The organism is Pedobacter sp. MR2016-19 (genome assembly GCF_014947265.1).
Classification (GTDB): domain Bacteria; phylum Bacteroidota; class Bacteroidia; order Sphingobacteriales; family Sphingobacteriaceae; genus Pedobacter.
Window position 1 is genome coordinate 254,603 of sequence record NZ_JADCNK010000001.1, and the last position, 21,083, is coordinate 275,685.

Here is a 21,083-nt window from a genome sequence, read left to right on the forward strand (position 1 = left end):
GAACACTATGAAATATATTAAAGCATTTGCCAAGTTTGTATACCCATTTATTAAAATTCAGTTATTGCTCTTGGTTTTTATAATAATCAGTACGGCTATCAGTTTAGCACCACCCTATGCACTAAAGGTTTTAATAGACAACTGTATACCTAATAAGGATCTTGATCTTCTCTACAAAATTGGTGAAATATTACTTTTAGTATATTTAGCTAGGTCAGGAATTAATCACTTGAATGCACACTATTCAACACTGATATATAATAAAATAGGTGATAATATACGCAGAACGCTATTTAATAATATGATATTGCAACCTTACGAATACTTCGAGAACAACACGCAAGGAAACCTAGTTCAAAAAATAAATTTTGAAGTCAGTAAAATACAGTCATTTCTATCAAATGTAATGATCAGTTTTATCAATAACTTGTTTCTAGTCGTTGGCGTATCATTCATGCTAGCAATAACAAACAAATTATTATTTTTACTATATCTCTCTGTCTTTCCCATTCCATTTTTAATTAATTTATTCTTCAATAAAAAGATTAAAAAGCTAATAAAAGAATCATCCATTTTGGAAGGCGATCTTTTTAATTTTTACATAGACAAAATAAAAAACATTTCATTGATCAAATCTTACAATTCCATTTCAATAGAGAATGAAAGATTGAAAGAGCAATTGAGTACAATTTTCAGTAATATTAAAAGCAGATCTGTGTTTGGTTCTCTTTCAGGTAATCTTTCCGGATTGTTTATATCTATTGGTCCACTTTTAATCCTAATGGTTGGAGGTTACCAAGCAATACTGGGCAATCTAACTATTGGTGCAGTAGTGGCATTTATTCAATATTCAAATAGATTAACACCTCCCCTGAATGGCATTATAGGTATCCATTTGGAATACTCTCAAGTTTTAATCTCAATGAAGCATATTTATCCCCTTTTAGTACTAAAAGAAGAAGATAAAAATGAATTGGGTAAATCTTCATTATTTATTAAAAACATAGTTAAAATCGATATTAACAAACTGACTTTCGTGCGAGATGAAAAGCCAGTAATAAAAGATTTGTGTTTTAAATTCGAACAAGGCACCAGTTACGCTATAGTTGGTGAAAATGGATCTGGAAAAAGTACATTATTAAAGATATTATGTGGTTTTTATACCCCGACAGAGGGTACTATTCTTGTGAACAATGAGCACTCTCTATCTGATCTAAATGATAACTCGTGGCTTGATAATATTGCTGTAGTTTTTCAAGAACCTCTAATTTTGAATGATTCAATTCTGTCAAATATTTCATACGGATCGATTGTTCCCGTGATAGAAAAAGTTTGGGACGCCTTGGATACAGTAGGTTTGGCAAATTTTGTAAAAAATCTACCTAATGGTCTTTTAACAATTTACGGAGATGGAGAGAATGAATTGAAGATGTCAGGCGGACAGCGACAACTATTAGCTCTAGCAAGAGCATTATATAGAGATCGATCCGTTCTGATTTTGGACGAAGCTACATCTGCAGTGGACACAAAAAACGAGGAACAAATATTGATAAAGATTAAAGAAAAATATAAAAATAAAATTGTAATATTTGTTAGTCATCGACTAAGTACGATAAAAAATCTAGATCGTATAGGGGTAATGGCGAATGGATTAATCTTGGAGGAAGGTAAACATGCCGATTTACTCTCGAATACATCCCACTACCGATCAATTTTTCAAAGCCAATTCTAACTAATTATGGAAAACAATATCCTAGAATCATTACGTATCTTCAAGAGTTCCCAAAAAGCATTTAATTCGAAGATTCCTTACTATCAAAACCTAGAAGTAGATTCAACTAACATTTACACTAATGTGGGAGTCATTGGGGGCGGGCTAGCTGGCTACTTAACAGCTATTGCTTTCAAAAAATTCTTTAATATTCCTGTCACTGTAATTGAATCGCCAAATATACCTATAATAGGTGTTGGAGAAGCAACGACACCCATTCTACATGATTACTTATTTGATATTTTAGAACTTGATAGGGAGGAATTTTTTAGAGAAGTAGAACCTACATGGAAATTAGGAATAAAATTCTTTTGGGGCAAACCTGGAGACTATACCTTTAATTATCCGTTTGACAGTAAAGATATTTTATCCTCGTTGCATCATAATGGAGATATAGACCATTGTTCGCTAAATTCTTTACTTATGACAAACAAATCAAGTTTTCTAATGCGTTTTAGTGAAAACGATAATGTAAGGTTCGAGTCTTTAGATAAACATCTCAAGTATGCTTACCATTTAGATAATAAAAAGTTTGTAGCGTATTTGAAGCGTAAAGCAGAACAATGTGGCGTGAATTTCATCAACACAGAAGTCCAGCATGCTCAATTAAAAAACGACAAATTGGAAATTGACCATTTAATAGACCTTGCCGGGAACAAACATTATTATGATTTTTTTATCGACTGTAGCGGATTTAGGTCATTGCTATTAGAAAAGACATTAAAGTCTAAATACGTTTCTTTCAGCGACAGCCTATATAACGATAAAGCGATAGTTACGAAAATAAATAATGATACTCTAAACTGTTACACTTTGGCTGAAACAATGGATAACGGATGGTGTTGGACTATTCCCACAAGAGGAGAAGATCATCTGGGGTATGTGTACTCTTCAAGTTTTTGTACTGAAGACCAAGCTATTGAAGAAATTCTTAGAAAGAAACCTGGTACGTCAAAAGATATACAGTCGATATCTTTCCGAAGCGGAAGACACGAAGAATTCATTATAGGTAACACAGCTGCAATTGGGAATTCCTATTCCTTTGTAGAGCCTTTAGAATCTACTGGAGTACACATGATTATTCAGGAAGTAATTATATTAATGAATAACTTTATCAATTTAAAAGGTAATAAGACACTGATTTCCTTTATCAATAGAGACATGAATGCTCATTGGGATTACATCCGTTGGTTTCTTTCTATACATTTCAAATTTAACAACAAATCGAATACAGCATACTGGAGAGAGTCTAGAGCAAACGTAGATGTCTCTGGATTCCAAAATCTTATTAATTTATATAAAGAAATTGGATTTTTATCTTACCAAGATATTCCGTTGAGGGAGATCCTAAAATATCATATACACGATCAAATTTTCGATGTTTATGGAATAGACCACATCTTGGCCGGCCAGGGGATACTGCCTAATAGCATCCAAAAGATTTCGTTAGAAAATAGTAGAGAGTGGCAAGAAATTTTAAAAAGCTGGAGGCATATCGTATCACATACTATTCCTGTTAATGGAGACTTATCGTTGCTATTAGATCAAAAATTGCTTTAATGCAATTAAAAGATGCTATAAAACCTTTAGAAATTTATCAAAGGGTAATCGCCAAGCATAATACACGCCCTATAAACCGTTAATTTAACTTTAATTCGATGTTTAAGATTAAAACTTTTATTATAAACCTAAAGGAACGAACAGATAGACTGGAAAACATTCTTAGTGAATTCAAAGATAGAGACGAATTTGATTTAACAGTTATCCCGGCTATTAGAGCCGATGTAGGCGCAATAGGTCTTTGGAAAACAATACGTTATATAGTAGAGGAACATGCAACAAATGAGCCTTACATACTGATCTGTGAGGATGATCACATCTTCACCCCCGCATATAACGCTAATAAATTTCAGACTTACATCAACAATATGAAAAAAAAGAAAGCCGATATTTTACTCGGTGGAATAAGCTGGTTCCATGGTGCAATTCCAATAGATGAAGATTTGTTTTGGATACACTACTTTAATGGCACCCAATTTTATGTTGTATTTAGAAAATTTTATGATAGAATCTTGAAAACAAAATATTATAAAAATGAAGTTGCCGATTTAAAGATCTCTTCTTTGTCTATTAATAAATTTTGTATACATCCTTTTATCTCAATACAGAAAGATTTTGGTTACTCTGATGCCACCGGGATCAAGGAAGTAATTAATAATTTTGAAAAAATATTTGAAGTATCAGGTGAGAGGTTAAAGAAAATCCGTATAGTTGACGATTATTACAAATACAAAAATATTTAGCTTTCAATTGCAATAACGTTTCTCTTTGCAAGAATGACGAAATCAACTATACTATAATATTATTTATGTTCAGTAAAAGCAGATTATAATATTTTCTTAGTCGATTTATATTTTATTGAAGAAGTACGAAAGATAAGTCCTCTTTGGAAAAAACCAATCCGTCATCAATTAAATTATTATCATACATGAATTGTAAGGTATTTAGAAATTCAGCTTTTTCTACAGATGTATTTAGGGAAGGGATTAGGAGATAATTGAAATCCTGTAAATGCTCTACTAAATCTACTGGAGTTATGCAGGCGACATTTTTTAGGTGGTGCGGAACATATTCCATTAGCAAGACTTTTAATTTTTTTAATGTATTTTTCATTCCTATTAATGCAATAAGATTGCCTATAGCCGGATCTATGCGCCGTTAAGAAAACATGTCTTTCACTCCCTGGCAGAACTGAATGCTGCAATACTTGGGGCACTTGAGGTGCAAAATAGCGAGCCACTCAAGGGAAGAAATTATAGCAGGCGCCTCCAGTTTGAGGAGATTGAGCGGGAGGCACTCAATCCTTTGCCCGTACTGAAATACGAGTTCAAGAAACAGCACAACGCAACGGTGATGAAGAATGGCCACGTTAACCTTGGTTCCGACAAACATTATTATAGCGTCCCGTTCCGCTTTATTCCGCTTTGACCCCGAGGCAAGCCTCGGGGCAATGTCATTAAGCTAGTGTTTCAACTTGCTGATTATCAGTTATTTAAATTGTTTTTATGCTTTTTTATTTGTATATTTAACTCATAATCAAATAGTTAATGTCCAAAAAAAACCTCATTTTTTATTATTGAAAAACTGAGGGAAACAATATTTAGCAGAGAGCTGCTTTTAAATTTTAGAATGGGAGAACAGGACTTTAGCAGGAACAGGAAGCAACCTTTTACCTCAACTCTGTTACTGATGTTGCACTTTTTAAGAAAGAGCCTTACCATCGAAATAGGTGGCTTTGTAAACTACCTAAGAAAGGGCTTGGCCCACGTCAAGAACACAAGCTTTACCTCCAGTGCATTTATACAGAACAGAAAAAAGATCAATCCCGATGTTTTTAAGCACCTTTCCGGGATAATCATTGATAATTTCTATACCAAAGAGAATGATGGCATCAAACTTTGGAATGGTTTCAGGATACTTGCTGTTGATGGTTCCAGGATCACACTCCCCAATACCAATGAATTGAAAAGTTGTTTTGGTACTGCAAAGACCAATCGCAAGTGGAGATTGTGCAAGCAAGAGCTTCCATCCTTTACGATGTACTGAACAAGATAGCCCTGGATGCAACATTGGGCAACCTGGAACAGGGGGAACACAAACTTGCCCTGACGCATAGTTGCCATTGGAAAAAGGGGGATCTTATCATTTACGATCGTGGGTATCCATCCTATAACCTGATATATGAGCATATATCGGCAAAGATAGATTGCCTGATAAGAGTTAAGACCCCTTATGGTTTCTCTGGGGTCAGCTCCTTTGTCGCCAGCGAAAAGAAAACACTGATTGCCGAATTATCACCCGCGCAGAACCAATCGTTCAAGAGGAAGCCCTATGGCAAAGATAGTACAGTTAGGGTACGTCTTGTAAGGGTAGAATTAGCAAACGGAGAGGTCGAGGTTCTCATCACCACCCTTTTGGATAGCAGGAAATATCCGAACGGGATGTTCGGCCAACTCTATTTTTTTAGATGGGGAATAGAGAGTTTCTACGATGAACTAAAGAACAAACTAAAGGTTGAGCATTTTACGGGGTACTCGGAAAATACCATCAGGCAGGATTTCCAATGCGCAATATTCATTAGCAATCGGTAACGGTAAATGACCTGCAGGATGATTTAACCGAACGGGGCATTAACAAAAAATATAGCTATAAGGTAAATACCAATCTTTCCAATGGATTTCTCAAAAATAGAATTCTGGAATTATTACAGGAAAGGCAGCCTTTGGAAAGGATTTTTCTCGAATTACAAGAACTGTTTCTCAAAAATACGGTACCAATAAGAATCAACCGTACATACCCCAGAAAAGTTAGACAAAAAGGCAAAATCAAGCCTAAAATAACTAAAAATCAAAAAGATAGTATATGAAAATCCCTTAACTTAATGACATTGAGCCTCGGGGTCAAAGCGGAAAGTTTGAAAACGAAGAGTTTTCTAATACATTTACATCGTGGATGAACATATTTATAAACGACACAATAAGACCCTATTGTTATACCATCTGGTATTTCCTCTGAAATATAGACGGGGAGCAGCGATAAACAGTTCTTCAGGTGTTTCATTGAAAGATATTTGTGTTGAGATATCTGATCGTTATGAATGCAGTTTTTGGAAATAGGTTACGAGTCAGATCATGTTCATTTTTTAGTTCAAGCTGTTCCCTCGATGAGTGTTTCAAAACTTGTGACCTTGATAAAAAGCCTTACAGCTCGTGAGCTTTTTAAACGCCATCCGGAAATAAAGCAATTGTTGTGGGAGGCAATTTTTGGACAAGTGGCTATTATGCAAATACTGTAGGTTAATATGGCAATAAAGACGTGATAAGAAAATATATAGAGAATAAAGGAAAATGAGTATCAAAAAGTACATTTATAACAACTCAAGCTCTTTTAATACCTCGAGGTTATTTATTGGTAAAAAAGTCAAGATACTTTACTCCAGGTCAAATGTGGAAGTCTTCTATCACTATGAACGCATAGCGATGCACAAGCGCATGAAAAGCCCCTATAGTTACACCACCGATAAGGACCATACGGCCACTACCCATAAGTTCGTGACGGACTGGACACCGGACCGTTTCTGGAATGGGCATCCAGCATAGATGACGATGTCAGGCTTTATATCCTTAAAATACTCGACAGAAAACAACATCTTGAGCAGGCATACAAATCATGCGTCGGCATATTAAGCTTTGCGAAGAAAGCCGGGAACGAACGGTTGATCAATGCCTGCAGACGGGCACTGGGCTTTGGGATATACAGTTATAAAACCATACAGGCCATTCTTGAGCGTAACCTTAACCAGTATGAGGAAAGCCTGTTCGCCGATGAACTGCCAATGCCATCCCATTACAACATCCGTGGGGCGACTACTACAAATAACCCTTAAAACCATATAAAAATGAATACGAACACACTTGACAAAATGCGAAGGCTGAAGTTCTATGGAATGTTCCATGCCTTCAAGAGCAGTATTTAAACCGGGCAGACCACAGAGTATACCGCTGATGAGCTGTTAGCCCACCTCATAGAGACCGAATGGGATGACAGGCAAAACCGAAAGATTGAACGCCAGATCCTTTACGCCAGGTTCCGTTACAAGGCATCCATTGAGGGTCTGCATTATCATGTAGAAAGAAGTATTGACAGGAACCAGATCATGAAGTTGGCAGACTGTACCCTCATCGACAGGTTCGAAAACCTGCTCATAACCGGAAGCAATGGGATAGGAAAAAAGCTACCTTACATCTGCAATCGGTATCAGGCATAGTTCATAATCGGTGATAAATTTAAAATCCACCTTTTTGATGTTGATGTCCTGAACCTCATATTTGAGCTGAAGAAATTGTTTAACATGTCTAATGGAACTTTGATAGGTTTGAAACGTGCTATAACTGTATCCTTTACCAATCAGTTTTTCCATATTGTCATTGTTGTGCTTCTGATAAACTCTCAAAAGGCTATGGTTAGACGAATTCTTTCCGGTAAGATGATCCCGTAAGATCAACGCTGTCATCTCATCATCCTTTTCCACAAGAGTGGCATGAAACCGTCGAACTTTTGAGGCTAGCGTGTCCAAGTAATCATTAAGTTCCCGGATCTCCTCGCGCAGGCCGGTGCCTTTACCTTTAAGTGCCGACCAAAAGCTAGGAATAATTTCCCGGCCCACAGAATATTCCAAATGTTTTCCTTTCACGGTAATCCGTAAATAGATGGGCATCATCTCGCCCTTGATAAAATTTTTTGGTCTTTTCAGATAGAATAAAAGACGAAAATTGTAACTCATAATGATACATTTAAAATTAAACAAATGTACATTGAGCCAGGGAGTCATCAAGAGGTCCGTCAGTCGAACGAACTGTAAATCAATATCTTAAAAAAAACCAGTACCCGAAGATTTCGGAATAATTCTGGTTTGATGCCCCCACCAATCCACTGGCCTACAGTGTTTTACAAAAAAATCGTCAATTTCGACTCACTAAAATTAACCATTCAGAATGGTCGAAAACAAAGTCTTAATGTGTTATAAAAACCAAAACAGAGTCTTGAAAATCAACGATTTGTGCGACAATGTTCTGGTTTGAATCTAAGGAAGTGGTCCCGACGAGAATCGAACTCATATCTAAAGTTTAGGAAACTTCTATTCTATCCGTTGAACTACGGGACCATTTGTTGCGCAAATATAACAAAAGTTTTGTCGCAAGAGAATTCATTTTAGCAAGCGTTTATCTAAATGATAATTGTCTTTAAAAACATAAAAATCAATTACGACAGATGCCCTTTAGGATTATTGCATAGGGATAAGCAATAAAAAAAGCCATTTGAAATTAATCAAATGGCTTTAAACCTTATTACCGGTAATCCTACCTGATTACACTACCTTCCTGGAACTTTTCTACAGGTGCCACAAAAGTGAGTTTTCCCTCAGCATTTTCGGCCATCAGGATCATTCCCTGCGATAGAATTCCTTTGATTTCGCGTGGAGCAAGATTTACGATCATACTTACTTGTTTCCCCAATATATCTTCAGGTTTATAATATTCGGCAATGCCAGAAACCACGGTTCTTTCATCAATGCCTGTATTTACCGTTAACTTTAACAGCTTTTTGGTTTTCTCTACCTTTTCGGCAGCAACAATAGTGGCTACACGGATATCCATTGCAGAGAAATCGTCAAACTGGATATTTTCTTTTGCCGGAACAGCAACAACATTATTAGCAGCATTACTGGCTTTGCTTTGATTTAATTTCTCGATCTGGAAGTTGATTTCTTCATCCTCAATTTTATCAAATAAGAGCACCGCTTCTCCAATATCGTGACCACGCTTTAACAGGCTAACCGTACCAGCATCATCCCAATCATGACCGCCATTTTTAAGCATCTTCATTAACTTTTCTGCTGTAAATGGTAAAAAAGGTTCGATCAGGATCTGAATATTGGCCGCTATTTGAAGCGCAATGTGTAAAATGGTTCTTACCCGGTCTTCGTCAGTTTTAATGAGCTTCCAGGGCTCGGTTTCGGCCAGGTATTTATTTCCTAAACGGGCAACATTCATTACTTCAGATAGCGCCTCTCTAAAACGGTAGTTTTCGATAGAAGCTGAGATTTTTGCCGGGTAACCTGCCAATTCATCAATAACAGCCTGATCTACTTCGGTAATCTCCATACAGGTTGGCACCGAACCACTAAAGTATTTATGCGTAAGCACCATAACCCGGTTTACGAAATTCCCGAGTATGGCTACCAGTTCATTGTTGTTTCTTGCCTGAAAATCTTTCCAGGTAAAATCGTTGTCTTTAGTCTCAGGCGCTGTTGCTGTTAATACATAACGCAATACATCTTGTTTCCCTTCAAACTCTCTTAAATATTCGTTTAACCAAACAGCCCAATTTTTAGAAGTCGATATTTTTTGACCTTCCAGGTTTAAAAATTCGTTTGCCGGTACATTATCAGCCAGGGTATATTCGCCATGCGCCATTAACATTGCCGGAAAAATAATGCAATGGAAAACGATGTTATCTTTACCGATAAAGTGAACCAACTTGGTTTCATCACTTTTCCAGTATTCTTCCCAACCACATTTATCGTTCTCGTAACTGCTAATGTAATATTCTTCGGCTTTAGGGTTCCACACGTCGAGTTTTGCATAATTACAAAGCTCTTTGGTTGCAGAAATATATCCAATAGGCGCATCAAACCACACATAAAGCACTTTACCTTCAGCATCGCGAAGCGGAACACGCACGCCCCAATCTAAATCACGTGTCATTGCTCTTGGCTGCAAACCAGCATTTAACCAGCTTTGGCATTGGCCGTATACATTCGGGCGCCATTCTTTGTGGCTTTCGATATAGGTACGTAAACGGTCTTCGTATTTATCCAGCGGCAGAAACCAGTTTTTAGTTTCTTTTAAAATAGGTTTATCGCCTGACAGGGTAGATTTTGGATTGATTAGATCAGTAGCATTAAGGGTAGAACCGCAATTTTCGCACTGATCGCCATAAGCATTTTCGTTACCACATTTAGGACAGGTACCTGTAATGTAACGATCGGCCAAAAATTGTTTTGCCGTAGCATCGTAATATTGTTCGGTAATTTCTTCTGTAAAAACCCCTTTTTCATAAAGCGTTTCAAAGAAATCAGCAGCAGTTTGGTGATGCGTAAGCGATGAAGTGCGATGATAGATATCGAAAGATACGCCAAACTCTTTAAAAGAATCGCCGATAATCTTATGGTACTTATCTACCACTTCCTGAGGCGTAATTCCTTCTCTTTTGGCTTTTAAAGTAATGGGCACACCATTTTCGTCAGAACCACAGATGAATTTTACATCGCGTTTATTCGACCTTAAATAACGGGCATAAATATCTGCAGGAATATAAACACCAGCCAGGTGCCCAATATGAACTGGCCCATTGGTATATGGAAGTGCTGCAGTTACGGTATATCTTTTTATTTTACTATTATCCAAAACAATTTTTATTAATTTGGCAAAGATAAGTGTTTTGAAGATGATTAAGCAGCCCCCGTATTTAAAAAAAGGAGATAAGATTGCCCTGGTATGTCCGGCAAAAAAAATACCTAAACCTATAGACCATGCCATAGCGTTATTGGAAAGCTGGGGTTTGGAGGTTATTATTGGCGAAAGTGTATATGCCAGTCACCACCAGTTTGCAGGAACCGATGCTTTAAGAACTAAAGACATTCAGCGCTTTTTAGATGATCCATCTATAAAAGCAATTATTTCGGGTCGTGGAGGTTATGGCACCATCCGGATTATTGATGACCTGGACTTTACAGCGTTTAACAAAAACCCTAAATGGTTTGTAGGCTTCAGCGATATTACTGTCCTGCTATCACACCTGGTAGCGCAATGCAATTGCCAGTGCGTACATGCACAAATGCCTTATACTTTTGAGGAATCAACCGAAGAAGCCTTAATTTCTCTAAAGAAGACTTTATTCGGCCAAAAACAGTCGTACGAATTTGAGGGTACATTTAAAAACAGGATAGGAGAGGCAAATGGAATTTTAATTGGCGGAAATTTAACTTTATTAGCCATGCTACAGGGTTCGGTATCAGAGATGGACTTTCAAGGTAAAATTCTTTTTATTGAGGACGTGGGAGAACACGAATATAGCATCGACCGCATGTTCCGCATGTTAAAGCGGGCAGGCAAACTCAGCCATTTAAAAGGATTAATTGTTGGTGCCTTTAATGAAATTGAAGAAGAAAAGATCTCTTTCGGACAAACTGCCGATGAGGTAATTTGGGATATTGTTGAGGAATATGATTTCCCAGTTTGCTTTAATTTCCCAACGGGGCATATTAATAATAACCTCAGTATGGTTTTAGGTGCTGAGGTGAATTTAAAAATAGAAACAAATAACGTTCAATTTAAATATTTATAAGATGGCTATTTTAGACAATTTAGGAAAATACCGCAATACAGGCTTATTGCTGATCCGTATTGGTTTAGGTGTAATGTTTATTATTCACGGTTTCCCGAAACTTGCAGGCGGGCCAGACGGCTGGACAGGTTTAGGAGGAAGTATGAAAGTAATTGGCATAAACTTTTTACCTGTATTTTGGGGTTTTATGGCAGCTGTTGCCGAAACCTTTGGTGGTTTCCTTTTGATTGTGGGATTGTTTTTCCGTCCGGCATTAATCTTATTAATCTTTACGATGATTATCGCTGCGTTGGTTCATTTTGGTAAAGGGGATGGCTTACAAGGCGCCAGCCATGCAATTGAATTGGGCATCGTATTTTTCGGGTTGATTTTTATTGGCCCGGGGAAATATAGTGTGGATAAGAAGTAGTTTACCATCTACATTTACTGATAAAAAATAAAGGCTGAGAAAATTTCCCAGCCTTTTATTTTTTTATTCAATTCTAGTTCTGAACAATCAATTTATTGTTTTGAACTTCATTAGCCGATATTGGCCAGATATAACCTGCCGTGTTAAACGGAATTGCAGGAGCGGAGCCCTGAGTACCACTTTTCGCCACAAAACCAGCACCTAATCTCATCACATCCGGAGATCTAAAACCTTCTCCAAGCAGTTCAATTCTTCTTTCGGTAAGGATGGTTTTTTTCAAATTAGCAGGCAATAAATCTGCTGCCGGAAATAAGTATCCGGGATTTGATCTTTGTCTAACCGCAGTTAATAGCGCAATAGATCTTGTAGGGTCCGTTACCACGGTAGCCTCTGCCAGATTTAACAACACTTCTGCATACCTGATTACCGGAATGTAATCCGTATAAGGAGAAGGTTTTTTGAATTTGACTAAATAGGTATTGGCACCAGAAACTGCTGTTAATCCTTTTCTGGCATCGGTTGAACCAGCTGCGAATACAGAATTGGCCAAAATTCCAGTTGGGTTTAAAAAGTATTCTTCATTACCACCTGCCTGATTTGGCGAAACGTTGTAATAATAGGCCAACTGGTTCTGGGTGCCTGGCGCATTTAAATCTGTCATTGGGAATGATAACACAGCCTCAGTAGCAGTTGCATTACCCACATAAGCACCGCCAAATACATTAGTGATATTGGCTTCTAACTGTAAGGGCGTGCCTGTTGTTGCTTTAAATGGTGCGGTTGCGCTAACAATTTTATTGGCTTCAGTAACTACTGAGGGCAAATTTCCCATTGCCAGGTACACCCTGGTTTTCAATGCAATAGCCGTATTCCTGGAAGCCCTAGTGGATATTGCTGTTGTTGGTAAGGTTAATGCCAAGTCTGGCTCTGCCTCATTTAAATCTTTTAAAATCTGTGTATACACTTCCGCAACGGTACTTCTTTTTAAATCGTTACCAGTTAAATCTTTCTCTCCCTTAAGCCTTAAGGGAACGCCTAAGCTAGCGCCGTTATCTGTAATATAAGGTTTGGCATATAATTGCAATGCGCTATAATAACATAAAGCCCGCAAAAATTTGGCTTCTGCAATATATTGTTTCGCTACTGCCGGAGTAAGCAAAGATGCATTGGCATTAACACCTTCAATAACCAAATTGGCCCTATTAATGGCAGCATAAATAGCACCCCATAGATTTACAACCTCATTCGTGTTCGAAACCAGGTTAAACCTCCAGGTATCTAAACCCGTTACCCCATTGGGTTTGTTTACAATAAATTCCTCCCCACGGATATCATTATAGATTAAATATCTTCCGCCATAAAACTGGCCGTTCTTTACCCCGGCGTAAATGCCGTTTACTTGCGAAAGAATCCTATCCGGATTGGCAAATGCATCTTCAATTGGTAAAGATGTATCCGGGGCTGTAGTCAAGAAATCCTTTTTACATGACGATGCAAACAGCAAGGGGGCGGCAATAAAAAGATATTTTATTTTATTATTTATTTTAATTTTCATGATCTCTAATTTTAAAATCCAACATTAATACCAAACGTAAATGTTCTACCAGACGGCACAGAGTTTCTATCCACACCAGGAGCAAGGTTACCACTGTTTCCTGTCGTAGTTGAGTTACCATTCACAGAGACCTCTGGGTCTGGGCCCGGGTAACCAGATATAATCAAAAGATTACTTGATTGTGCATAAATCCTAATATTTGAGACACCATATTTACTTAGAAGTGCTTTTGGCAGTGTATAACCCAATGCCAGGTTTCTAACTTTCAAGAAATTACCAGTGAAAACATTCTGTGATTGTGCAAAAGCTGATCCGTTTGAAGTATTATCACCATAAACAACACGGGGAATATCCGTAATTTGACCTGGTGTAGTCCATCTATTCAACATCCCTTTGTCGTTATTCCAAAAACGCTGATCGCGAAGACCAGCTAACGATCCATAATAAATTTTGTTACCACCAGAAAATGTTAATCCTAAACTCAAATCAAAAGCTTTATAGCGGAAGTTGTTATCTAAACCACCAAACCATTTTGGTATGGACTGACCGGTAATCGTTGCATCTAACGCCGCATCAATGGCTGGAGCATTCTGTCCTGCATTTGGACCATCAAGATATTGATAACGTGCAGCAGTGGCACGCCCAAAACTGAATCTTAATTTTTGTCCAAATCTATTCACGAAAATACGTTCACCAGTTGCTGGGTCAACACCTGCGGTAGGTACGGTATAAATAGAGCCGATTGGATAGCCAACACGTGTAATGTTCGCCGTTTCAAGAGAAGTTGCACCGAACACGTCGGCATTATTGTTACCTAACGCGGTAACTTCATTCTTCAAGGTACTGAAAGTAAAACTTGTTGTCCAGCCGAAGTCATCACTTTCGAAATTTCTTGAATTTAATGTAAATTCAAACCCCTTATTGTACATCCTACCGATGTTTGTTGTGATGGCATTATCAGGAATACCTTTTGAAGGTGCCTGAGGTGCATTTTGAACAAGGTTATCGATATTATTATGATAATAATCTACATCCAATGAGAAACGCCCACCCAAGAATTCCAGGTTAATTCCAACGTCGGCTTTTTTACTGGTTTCCCATCTTAAATTCGGATTGCCTGCCTGTGAGAATGATAATGCTGGTGATGATCCATACAATCCAGGGTTATACAAGAAGAGGGCAGGATAATTACCGATGTTGATATTTCCAACCTCTCCATAACTTCCGTGTAATTTAATGCGCGTTAATACTTTGCTGATGGACAGGTCTTTATAAAAGTTTTCTTCAGAGATAGCATAACCAACTGATGCACCACCGAAATTACCATATTGATTACCAGCTGACAAACCTGAGTAGCCATCACGCCTGAAGGACCCTGTTAAATAATATTTCTTTTTATAATCGTAATTGATGCTACCAAAGTAAGAACGGAAAGCATTATCCCCTTGCACTAAACCTGCAGGAGTAATGGCTCCAAATGCACCTTGAAAAACTTCGATAAACGGATCAATAACACCTTGTCTGGTTGCACCATAACCCAGTGATTTGGTATACTGGTCTTCAGCACCTATAAATGCACCCAGTGTATGATCACCAAAAACGCCATTATAGTTTAAAGTATTAGACCAGTTCCATCTGCTATTTTTCACAAAATTACTGGTAGCACCGCCATTATAAGAAAAGCCATCGCCCTGTAAACGGTTCACAAATGAATTGTTATCAATTTTAAGGTTATCCAGGCCATAAGTCGTTTTAAAAGTCAAGCCTTTTACAATCTGGATTGAAGCATAGGCATTGGCAATGATACGATCACTCTCTGAAGTATTTTTATCTTCATTTACCAATACAGCTGCGTTTGGATAATTTGATGCAATGGTATTTGCACCTAATCCAACTGAACCTGCCGGGGCATTGATATTGTAAGAGCCATCCTCGTTATAAGCGGCTACGTTTGGAGGCAATACAATGGCCAACCTACCCAAACCTACCGTTGAAAAGGCTTGACCCGCCAATGAACCTGTATTGGGCGCACGGTTTAAAGTATTACTATAAGTAAAATTGGTTCCAATGGTTACATTTTTAAACAGTTTATGATCTAAATTAACACGCCCATTTTTTCGTTCGAAAGAGTTGCCAATAATAAAGCCTTCCTGATTACTATATCCTACTGATACGTAATATGAAGTTTTGTCGTTTGCACCCGAAAAGTTTAGGGCATGATTTTGAGAGGTTGCAGTTCTATAAGCATAGTCGTACCAGTTGGTTTCTACCTGAGAGCCGTCAGATTTATTTTGTAAAAAGAATGCCGGAGCCTGGCCGTTATTGGTCCTTGATTCATTTTTGATCAGCACATATTCTGATGCATTTAATAAGGGGGTAAGGTTTTGGGCCTTTGTAGTTCCCACCCAACCTTCATAATTAACTTTAGTTGTACCCTGTTTACCTTTTTTGGTGGTAATTACCACGACACCATTGGCAGCTCTTGAACCGTAAATTGCGGAAGAAGCTGCGTCCTTAAGTATATCGATTGATTCGATATCTGCCGGGTTGATATCTCCCAAGGCATTGTTGGAGGCACTGTTTGAAGACTGGTTATCGGTAAATACCGGAATACCATCCACAATAATCAATGGATAAGAACTTAACGAGATGGAGTTAAAACCACGCACCCTGAAAACAGGAGGATTGTTCAGTACGCCATTTGGTTGAATAATGTTTACACCGGCGGCTTTACCTGCCAACGCCTGTTCGAAACTCTGAACCGGTTGGTTTTTAAGTTTTTCGCCGCTTATACTTGCGATGGAGCCGGTAACATCTCTTTTTGATTGTGTGGTATAACCCGTTACCACTACATCAGATAATGTTTTAGAATCACTTTTTAGTTGTACGTTAACGACATTACTATTACCAATAGTTTTTGTTTGGCTTAAGAAACCGATGTAAGAGAATTCTATTACGGTTGCTCTGCCATTAACTCTAAGTGAATACCTGCCATCTGCACCAGTTGTGGTTCCACCAGTTGTACCTTTGATTTTAACACTTACACCTGGAAGCGGCAATCCATCTTCCTGAGCCGTAACTGTCCCTGTGATTGTTCGATCTTGCGCTATTGCTGAGGTGGCAATAAACAGCAATATGAACAAACTTTGTAGAAGTTTTTTCATAAAAAAAGTTTAGTTTAGTTAATAATATTACAATATAGGATTTAGTATTTTGTAATTCAAATTTTACAAAATAATTTTTTCTTGATTTTATTTACATATAAAAAGAGCCAAATCATAAAAAGAGCCAAATCACTAAGAAAAACCACCAAAAACCAGAAAACCATCTATAAATAGCGAAAAACAAACAATAAATTTGAACAGTAATGATACAAATAGATTAAAATGACATTAAGAGCCTGTTTAAATTTGGTTAAATAATAATTTATGGCTGATAGTTTAACCATATTTTCAGATGATTCCATCAGGAGTCCATAGTTTCTGCAAAGTCTTCTATCATTGTCAGACCAGGCATATGTTCTTTCGATTACCCATCTTTTATTGACGGGTTTAAATTCGGTGGTCTTCTCATCAGTTCTCATAACAACCTGAATTATTTAACCGAACATTTTCTTTATCTTTTCGGCAATCTCTCCCTGGTACCCTCCTCAGCAATAATAACCTGGATACTGCACAGCATATCTTTCAGTATCCGCATTAGCAACATTATGACTTTGCTATCGTGAACATGGGCTACAGGTTATCATTACAGCAACCAAAAACCGCTTTTATTCACAATAACATGCCGCTTAAATCCTTTTTACTTTCTTGCCATCGTAACTATCCAAGGCGCGGTTGTTTCCACATTGGACACTTTGACTGTCTAATATTCTCAAACTTTCTTGGGGATTTTGTCCTTTCTTTATCCTGATATGTTCCCTCAACATAGCTAACAACTAGTCAAATTCTTCTAAATCAGACCATTTCTTGTAATAATAATAAACCACCTGCCATTTGGCAAAGTTTACAGGACGCATTCGTCACTGGCATCCTGTTTTAACTAGGTATTGAATCGCATTCCAATAGAACGTAAATCATGTTTTGTTTACGATCCGTAAATTGTAAGGTCTTTTTTATAAATTACCAATGGCTTTCGCTTAAATCGGTTGGATAAATTTTCATTCTAATTGCTTTTGTAGTTATTCACAATTAATATTTATTTATCAAACCAGCGATCTCCTTTTTATTCACTTCTCAACAAATACTCGCTTTTATTCAGCCATTTTTAAACAGGCTTTTAAGGAATTAGATATAAACTACGTGGAATACATAAAGAGAAAATTTCTTTTTTTATAAAATTTTGACTCGTATTTTAATAGCAAAAGGATATGATTAATTGTAAATTTATAGAAATAATCATTTTAACATGAAAAATCTCTTTCAAAAAACAATCGTACTATCATCAGCTTTTATATTACCTTATTTAGCAAGTCACGCACAATTAGGTGTAAATCTACAATTGGCAAATAATGACGTAAATTATTCTGGAAACACAACTAAAGGAAATAATGATGTTTCATATTTATACGAAACGTGGAATAGGGGATCAGTAAAATTGGCTAATGATAGCTTATACAAAGGAATCAACTTAATGTATGATTTAAGCAACGACCGTTTGATATTTAAATCAGATAATGGCCTATCGCAGTTGTTTAAATTAGGAGTAAAAGAATTTACTATTTCATCTCCAGAGAATGGAGGAACAAGTAAAAAATTTAAATCTGGGTATCCATCAATTGATGGTGGAAACGAGAAAACTTTTTACGAAATTCTTTCAGAAGGAAAAACAACTTTATTAAAAAGAGTACAAATGAAAAGGGTAGAAGAGAGGGAGACAGGAATGCTTTATTCTGTAAAAAAAATGAAACCTATAGACACCTATTTTATTGAAAAAGCAGGAAAATTAGAGAAAATTAAGAGAGAGAAAAGCGCCATATATTCAATTTTATCAAAAGATAAAATTGAAGTAGATAATTATATATCCAGCAATAAATTAAACATAAAAAAGGATGGTGATCTAGCAATTTTATTTGATCACTTTAATGCTTTATAATGCTATTTTTTATCCCTAAATGCAAATAGTACTACAAAAAGAAACGGCCGTTTGTATAATTACAAACGGCCGTTTTTTATAAGAATTTTAATTCTCTGTATGAAAACAAGATTATCTTATTGTAAGAAGAAACATGCGATATCCTTGATTTCCACTGATAATATAACCCGACTTATCTATACTTGCAATACTAACAGGAAGCGCATAACGAACACCTGGTGTTAATGCCGACGGTGTAAAAGTTAAGGTAACAGATGCATCTCTGCTTCCCTGAGCAATTTTCGCTACACCACCATTTGATAAAACATATTTATCAGCAGGAAGCCTGATGAATTTTGGATTAGTTGCAATGGTAGCGTTATAAGCTGTAATTCGGGCATCAGTTGGATCGCCTGCCAAAGTAACATTCACTTCTTCGCTTGCAACATCCTTCGCCGAAAGATGCACAGGAATAGTAATGGTTACAGGAGTGGTAGCAGGTGTACCTGTCAGCGGATATGTACCAGAAACAGTAAAAGTAGTACCTGCTGTAGGAATGTTTACCACTTTATTATCCTCTAATGATGGATTAATCCCATACAAGTTTGACTCGGCTCCCTTATCTTTCAGACAAGAAGACAAGCTTAAAGTTAAGCCTGCGAGCAATAATATGTTTGTTATTTTTTTCATTTCAATTTCTTTTATAAGTCAAATCTATTTATCCCAAAAAATTGCTGAAGTCTGTGGGTTAATTGTTCCTTGAGCGGCAACATTCGCTGCGTTGAAGTTAAACTCACTTTGAGGATATTGTAAACGCAATGGAATTACATTATTGATTCTGTTTGCATTTAATGATAATGGCAAGTCTGTAGGAACGCCTAATCTTCTATAATCTACATAAGCTTCAAAGTTTGCCAACCCAATTAATGCCAAATATTTCTGCATTACTATAAAGTTAACTTTATTTGCCGCTCCTGTATAATCAACAATAGGAATACCAAGTGCTAAATAAGCATCTGCAGCACCAGCCCCACCCGGAACGCCCAGGTAAGTAAATGACTCTCTAACAGCGCTTGTCAACAATGTTTGCGGTGTACCAGTAATCCAGCCGCGTTGAGCAGCTTCTGCCTGAAGGAATAAACTTTCTACTGATGTTAATACAGGTTGAGACTGAGTTGGGCTTTTAGCAAGGCCCGGACCAGCAACATCCGATTGATTAACCGCTCTGAACGGATCGCTATTAGGAACAACCTCTCCAAAGTTAGTACCAACATAATCATAAGTTACATTATCATACTGAGGATATGTCGGAGCCTTCAATCTTGTATCTACTACACTAAAAACAGCTTTATAACGAAGATCATCGTCAGTACCAGGCGTTAAAGCATTATCAGCGTGACCGTCTGGACCAAAATATTTTTTCAATATATAGTTGTTAGCCCTGTTGTAAGTATCCTTTACACCTAAAGCAGATAATTTATAGGTATTATAAAAAGGATTTTGTTTCGTATCAACCTGAACATAACCAGGGTTTACCAAAGCTGATTGACCAGCACCAAGATAACCCGAACCATCTGCCGTAATTTGGGCCACTACCGCAGTTACAGTAGCAGAAGAAACTACTTGTGATTCATGAATCAGTAACTTTAGCCTCATTGTATTTACAAATTTACGCCATAAAGTTAAATCACCTTTAAACATGATATCAGAAGATTTTGTAGCTGCATCTAAAGTAGGCGTAGCAGCAAACAATTTTCCAGCTGCATCTAGCTGTACAAAAAGATCAGCATAAATATCTTCTCCTTTATCATAACCAGGAGTGATATTTCCAACAAAGTCAAATGCTTTCGAATATGGAACATTGTTATACTGATCTACAAGATACATGAAACCAACTGCTTTCATTGTTTTCGCAATACCTTGATAAAAAGGCAAGCCTGAAGACTGTGCCTTTTTCTCCATTAAGTTAACATCTGTTAAGATATCATACCAGTTGGTCCATTGTGCTGTTAATGTAGTCGAGGTAATGTTATACGACTCAAGTTCGATTGATTGTCCATATGAACCTGAACGGCTCCAATAACCCGTCCAATCAGCAGCATAATCAAATCCTGTTCCTACCCTCAATCCAACATTATGAAGTGTTCTAGGTAAAAGAACCTGAGGAGTTACCGAAGCTTCAGTTGGTGAGTTAGGGCTTGTATTTATATCGAAAAATTCTTTCTTACAGCCAGCACCAAGTAGAACAGCTGCTGCAAAAATTGGAATTATTATTTTTTTCATCTCTTTTCTGTTTAATTTAATCA

The 21,083-nt window shown here is 37.1% G+C and carries 17 protein-coding genes, 1 tRNA gene and 1 pseudogene; 10 read left to right on the forward strand and 9 right to left on the reverse strand.

Annotation, left to right across the window (positions count from 1 at the left end; genetic code table 11):
• Positions 1 to 7 precede the first annotated feature (7 nt).
• The 3 genes from IM793_RS01120 (at position 8) to IM793_RS01130 (ending at position 4,074) form a co-directional block, all read left to right on the forward strand.
• Positions 8 to 1,732 (forward strand): ABC transporter ATP-binding protein, encoded by a 1,725-nt coding sequence (locus tag IM793_RS01120; protein WP_193419350.1) that lies wholly within the window; start codon positions 8 to 10, stop codon positions 1,730 to 1,732.
• Between the two features lie 6 nt (positions 1,733 to 1,738).
• Positions 1,739 to 3,331 carry a tryptophan halogenase family protein gene (locus IM793_RS01125; RefSeq protein WP_193419351.1) on the forward strand — a complete coding sequence of 531 codons (1,593 nt, stop codon included), beginning with the start codon at positions 1,739 to 1,741 and terminating at the stop codon, positions 3,329 to 3,331.
• A 98-nt stretch (positions 3,332 to 3,429) separates the two neighbouring features.
• On the forward strand, positions 3,430 to 4,074 hold the full coding sequence (locus IM793_RS01130) for a glycosyl transferase (RefSeq protein WP_193419352.1): 645 nt from the start codon (positions 3,430 to 3,432) through the stop codon (positions 4,072 to 4,074).
• A gap of 112 nt (positions 4,075 to 4,186) precedes the next feature.
• Here the strand turns inward: IM793_RS01130 and IM793_RS01135 are convergent, their stop codons facing one another.
• Complete coding sequence (locus IM793_RS01135) at positions 4,187 to 4,444, reverse strand: hypothetical protein (RefSeq protein WP_193419353.1); 258 nt, start codon at positions 4,442 to 4,444, stop codon at positions 4,187 to 4,189.
• A gap of 516 nt (positions 4,445 to 4,960) precedes the next feature.
• Between IM793_RS01135 and IM793_RS01140 the strand changes: the two genes are divergently transcribed.
• From IM793_RS01140 to tnpA, 3 genes and pseudogenes are all read left to right on the forward strand, one after another.
• Positions 4,961 to 5,377, forward strand: coding sequence for a hypothetical protein (locus IM793_RS01140; protein WP_193419354.1), 417 nt, complete (start codon positions 4,961 to 4,963; stop codon positions 5,375 to 5,377).
• Positions 5,332 to 5,922, forward strand: coding sequence for an IS4 family transposase (locus IM793_RS01145; RefSeq protein ID WP_193419355.1), 591 nt, complete (start codon positions 5,332 to 5,334; stop codon positions 5,920 to 5,922). Before IM793_RS01140 ends, IM793_RS01145 begins: the two co-directional genes overlap by 46 nt.
• Positions 5,923 to 6,279: 357 nt before the next feature.
• A pseudogene (gene tnpA / locus IM793_RS01150) lies at positions 6,280 to 6,628 on the forward strand (IS200/IS605 family transposase); the annotation flags it as partial.
• A 385-nt stretch (positions 6,629 to 7,013) separates the two neighbouring features.
• On the opposite strand, the gene IM793_RS01155 reads toward tnpA, so the two are convergent.
• The gene (locus tag IM793_RS01155) at positions 7,014 to 7,286 is read right to left on the reverse strand and encodes a hypothetical protein (RefSeq protein ID WP_193419593.1); all 273 of its coding nucleotides are present in this window, start codon (positions 7,284 to 7,286) and stop codon (positions 7,014 to 7,016) included.
• A gap of 69 nt (positions 7,287 to 7,355) precedes the next feature.
• Here IM793_RS01155 and IM793_RS01160 point away from each other — a divergent pair, with 69 nt between their 5' ends.
• On the forward strand, positions 7,356 to 7,598 hold the full coding sequence (locus tag IM793_RS01160) for an ATP-binding protein (protein WP_370629752.1): 243 nt from the start codon (positions 7,356 to 7,358) through the stop codon (positions 7,596 to 7,598).
• On the opposite strand, the gene IM793_RS01165 is transcribed toward IM793_RS01160, so the two are convergent.
• The 3 genes from IM793_RS01165 to metG form a co-directional block, all read right to left on the reverse strand.
• On the reverse strand, positions 7,566 to 8,114 hold the full coding sequence (locus IM793_RS01165; protein WP_193419356.1) for a phage integrase SAM-like domain-containing protein: 549 nt from the start codon (positions 8,112 to 8,114) through the stop codon (positions 7,566 to 7,568). The genes IM793_RS01160 and IM793_RS01165 overlap by 33 nt on opposite strands.
• 309 nt (positions 8,115 to 8,423) lie before the next feature.
• Positions 8,424 to 8,495: transfer RNA gene (locus IM793_RS01170), tRNA-Arg, on the reverse strand.
• A 196-nt stretch (positions 8,496 to 8,691) separates the two neighbouring features.
• Positions 8,692 to 10,800, reverse strand: a complete 2,109-nt coding sequence (gene metG / locus IM793_RS01175) for a methionine--tRNA ligase (RefSeq protein ID WP_193419357.1) — start codon at positions 10,798 to 10,800, stop codon at positions 8,692 to 8,694.
• A gap of 40 nt (positions 10,801 to 10,840) precedes the next feature.
• Between metG and IM793_RS01180 the strand changes: the two genes are divergently transcribed.
• Both IM793_RS01180 and IM793_RS01185 read left to right on the forward strand, forming a co-directional pair.
• The gene (locus tag IM793_RS01180) at positions 10,841 to 11,740 is read left to right on the forward strand and encodes an LD-carboxypeptidase (protein ID WP_193419358.1); all 900 of its coding nucleotides are present in this window, start codon (positions 10,841 to 10,843) and stop codon (positions 11,738 to 11,740) included.
• Position 11,741: 1 nt separating this feature from the next.
• On the forward strand, positions 11,742 to 12,149 hold the full coding sequence (locus IM793_RS01185; protein ID WP_193419359.1) for a DoxX family protein: 408 nt from the start codon (positions 11,742 to 11,744) through the stop codon (positions 12,147 to 12,149).
• Positions 12,150 to 12,222: 73 nt separating this feature from the next.
• Here the strand turns inward: IM793_RS01185 and IM793_RS01190 are convergent, their stop codons facing one another.
• Both IM793_RS01190 and IM793_RS01195 read right to left on the reverse strand, forming a co-directional pair.
• Entirely contained in the window at positions 12,223 to 13,704 is a 1,482-nt protein-coding gene (locus tag IM793_RS01190; RefSeq protein ID WP_193419360.1) for a RagB/SusD family nutrient uptake outer membrane protein, read from the reverse strand.
• 11 nt (positions 13,705 to 13,715) lie between these two features.
• On the reverse strand, positions 13,716 to 16,868 hold the full coding sequence (locus IM793_RS01195; protein ID WP_193419361.1) for a TonB-dependent receptor: 3,153 nt from the start codon (positions 16,866 to 16,868) through the stop codon (positions 13,716 to 13,718).
• A 1,243-nt stretch (positions 16,869 to 18,111) separates the two neighbouring features.
• Between IM793_RS01195 and IM793_RS01205 the strand changes: the two genes are divergently transcribed.
• Positions 18,112 to 18,798, forward strand: coding sequence for a hypothetical protein (locus tag IM793_RS01205; protein WP_193419362.1), 687 nt, complete (start codon positions 18,112 to 18,114; stop codon positions 18,796 to 18,798).
• A 111-nt stretch (positions 18,799 to 18,909) separates the two neighbouring features.
• Here IM793_RS01205 and IM793_RS01210 read toward each other — a convergent pair whose 3' ends face one another.
• Both IM793_RS01210 and IM793_RS01215 read right to left on the reverse strand, forming a co-directional pair.
• Positions 18,910 to 19,467, reverse strand: coding sequence for a DUF1735 domain-containing protein (locus IM793_RS01210; RefSeq protein ID WP_025141583.1), 558 nt, complete (start codon positions 19,465 to 19,467; stop codon positions 18,910 to 18,912).
• 24 nt (positions 19,468 to 19,491) lie between these two features.
• The gene (locus tag IM793_RS01215; RefSeq protein WP_193419363.1) at positions 19,492 to 21,060 is read right to left on the reverse strand and encodes a SusD/RagB family nutrient-binding outer membrane lipoprotein; all 1,569 of its coding nucleotides are present in this window, start codon (positions 21,058 to 21,060) and stop codon (positions 19,492 to 19,494) included.
• Between the last annotated feature and the right edge of the window lie 23 nt (positions 21,061 to 21,083).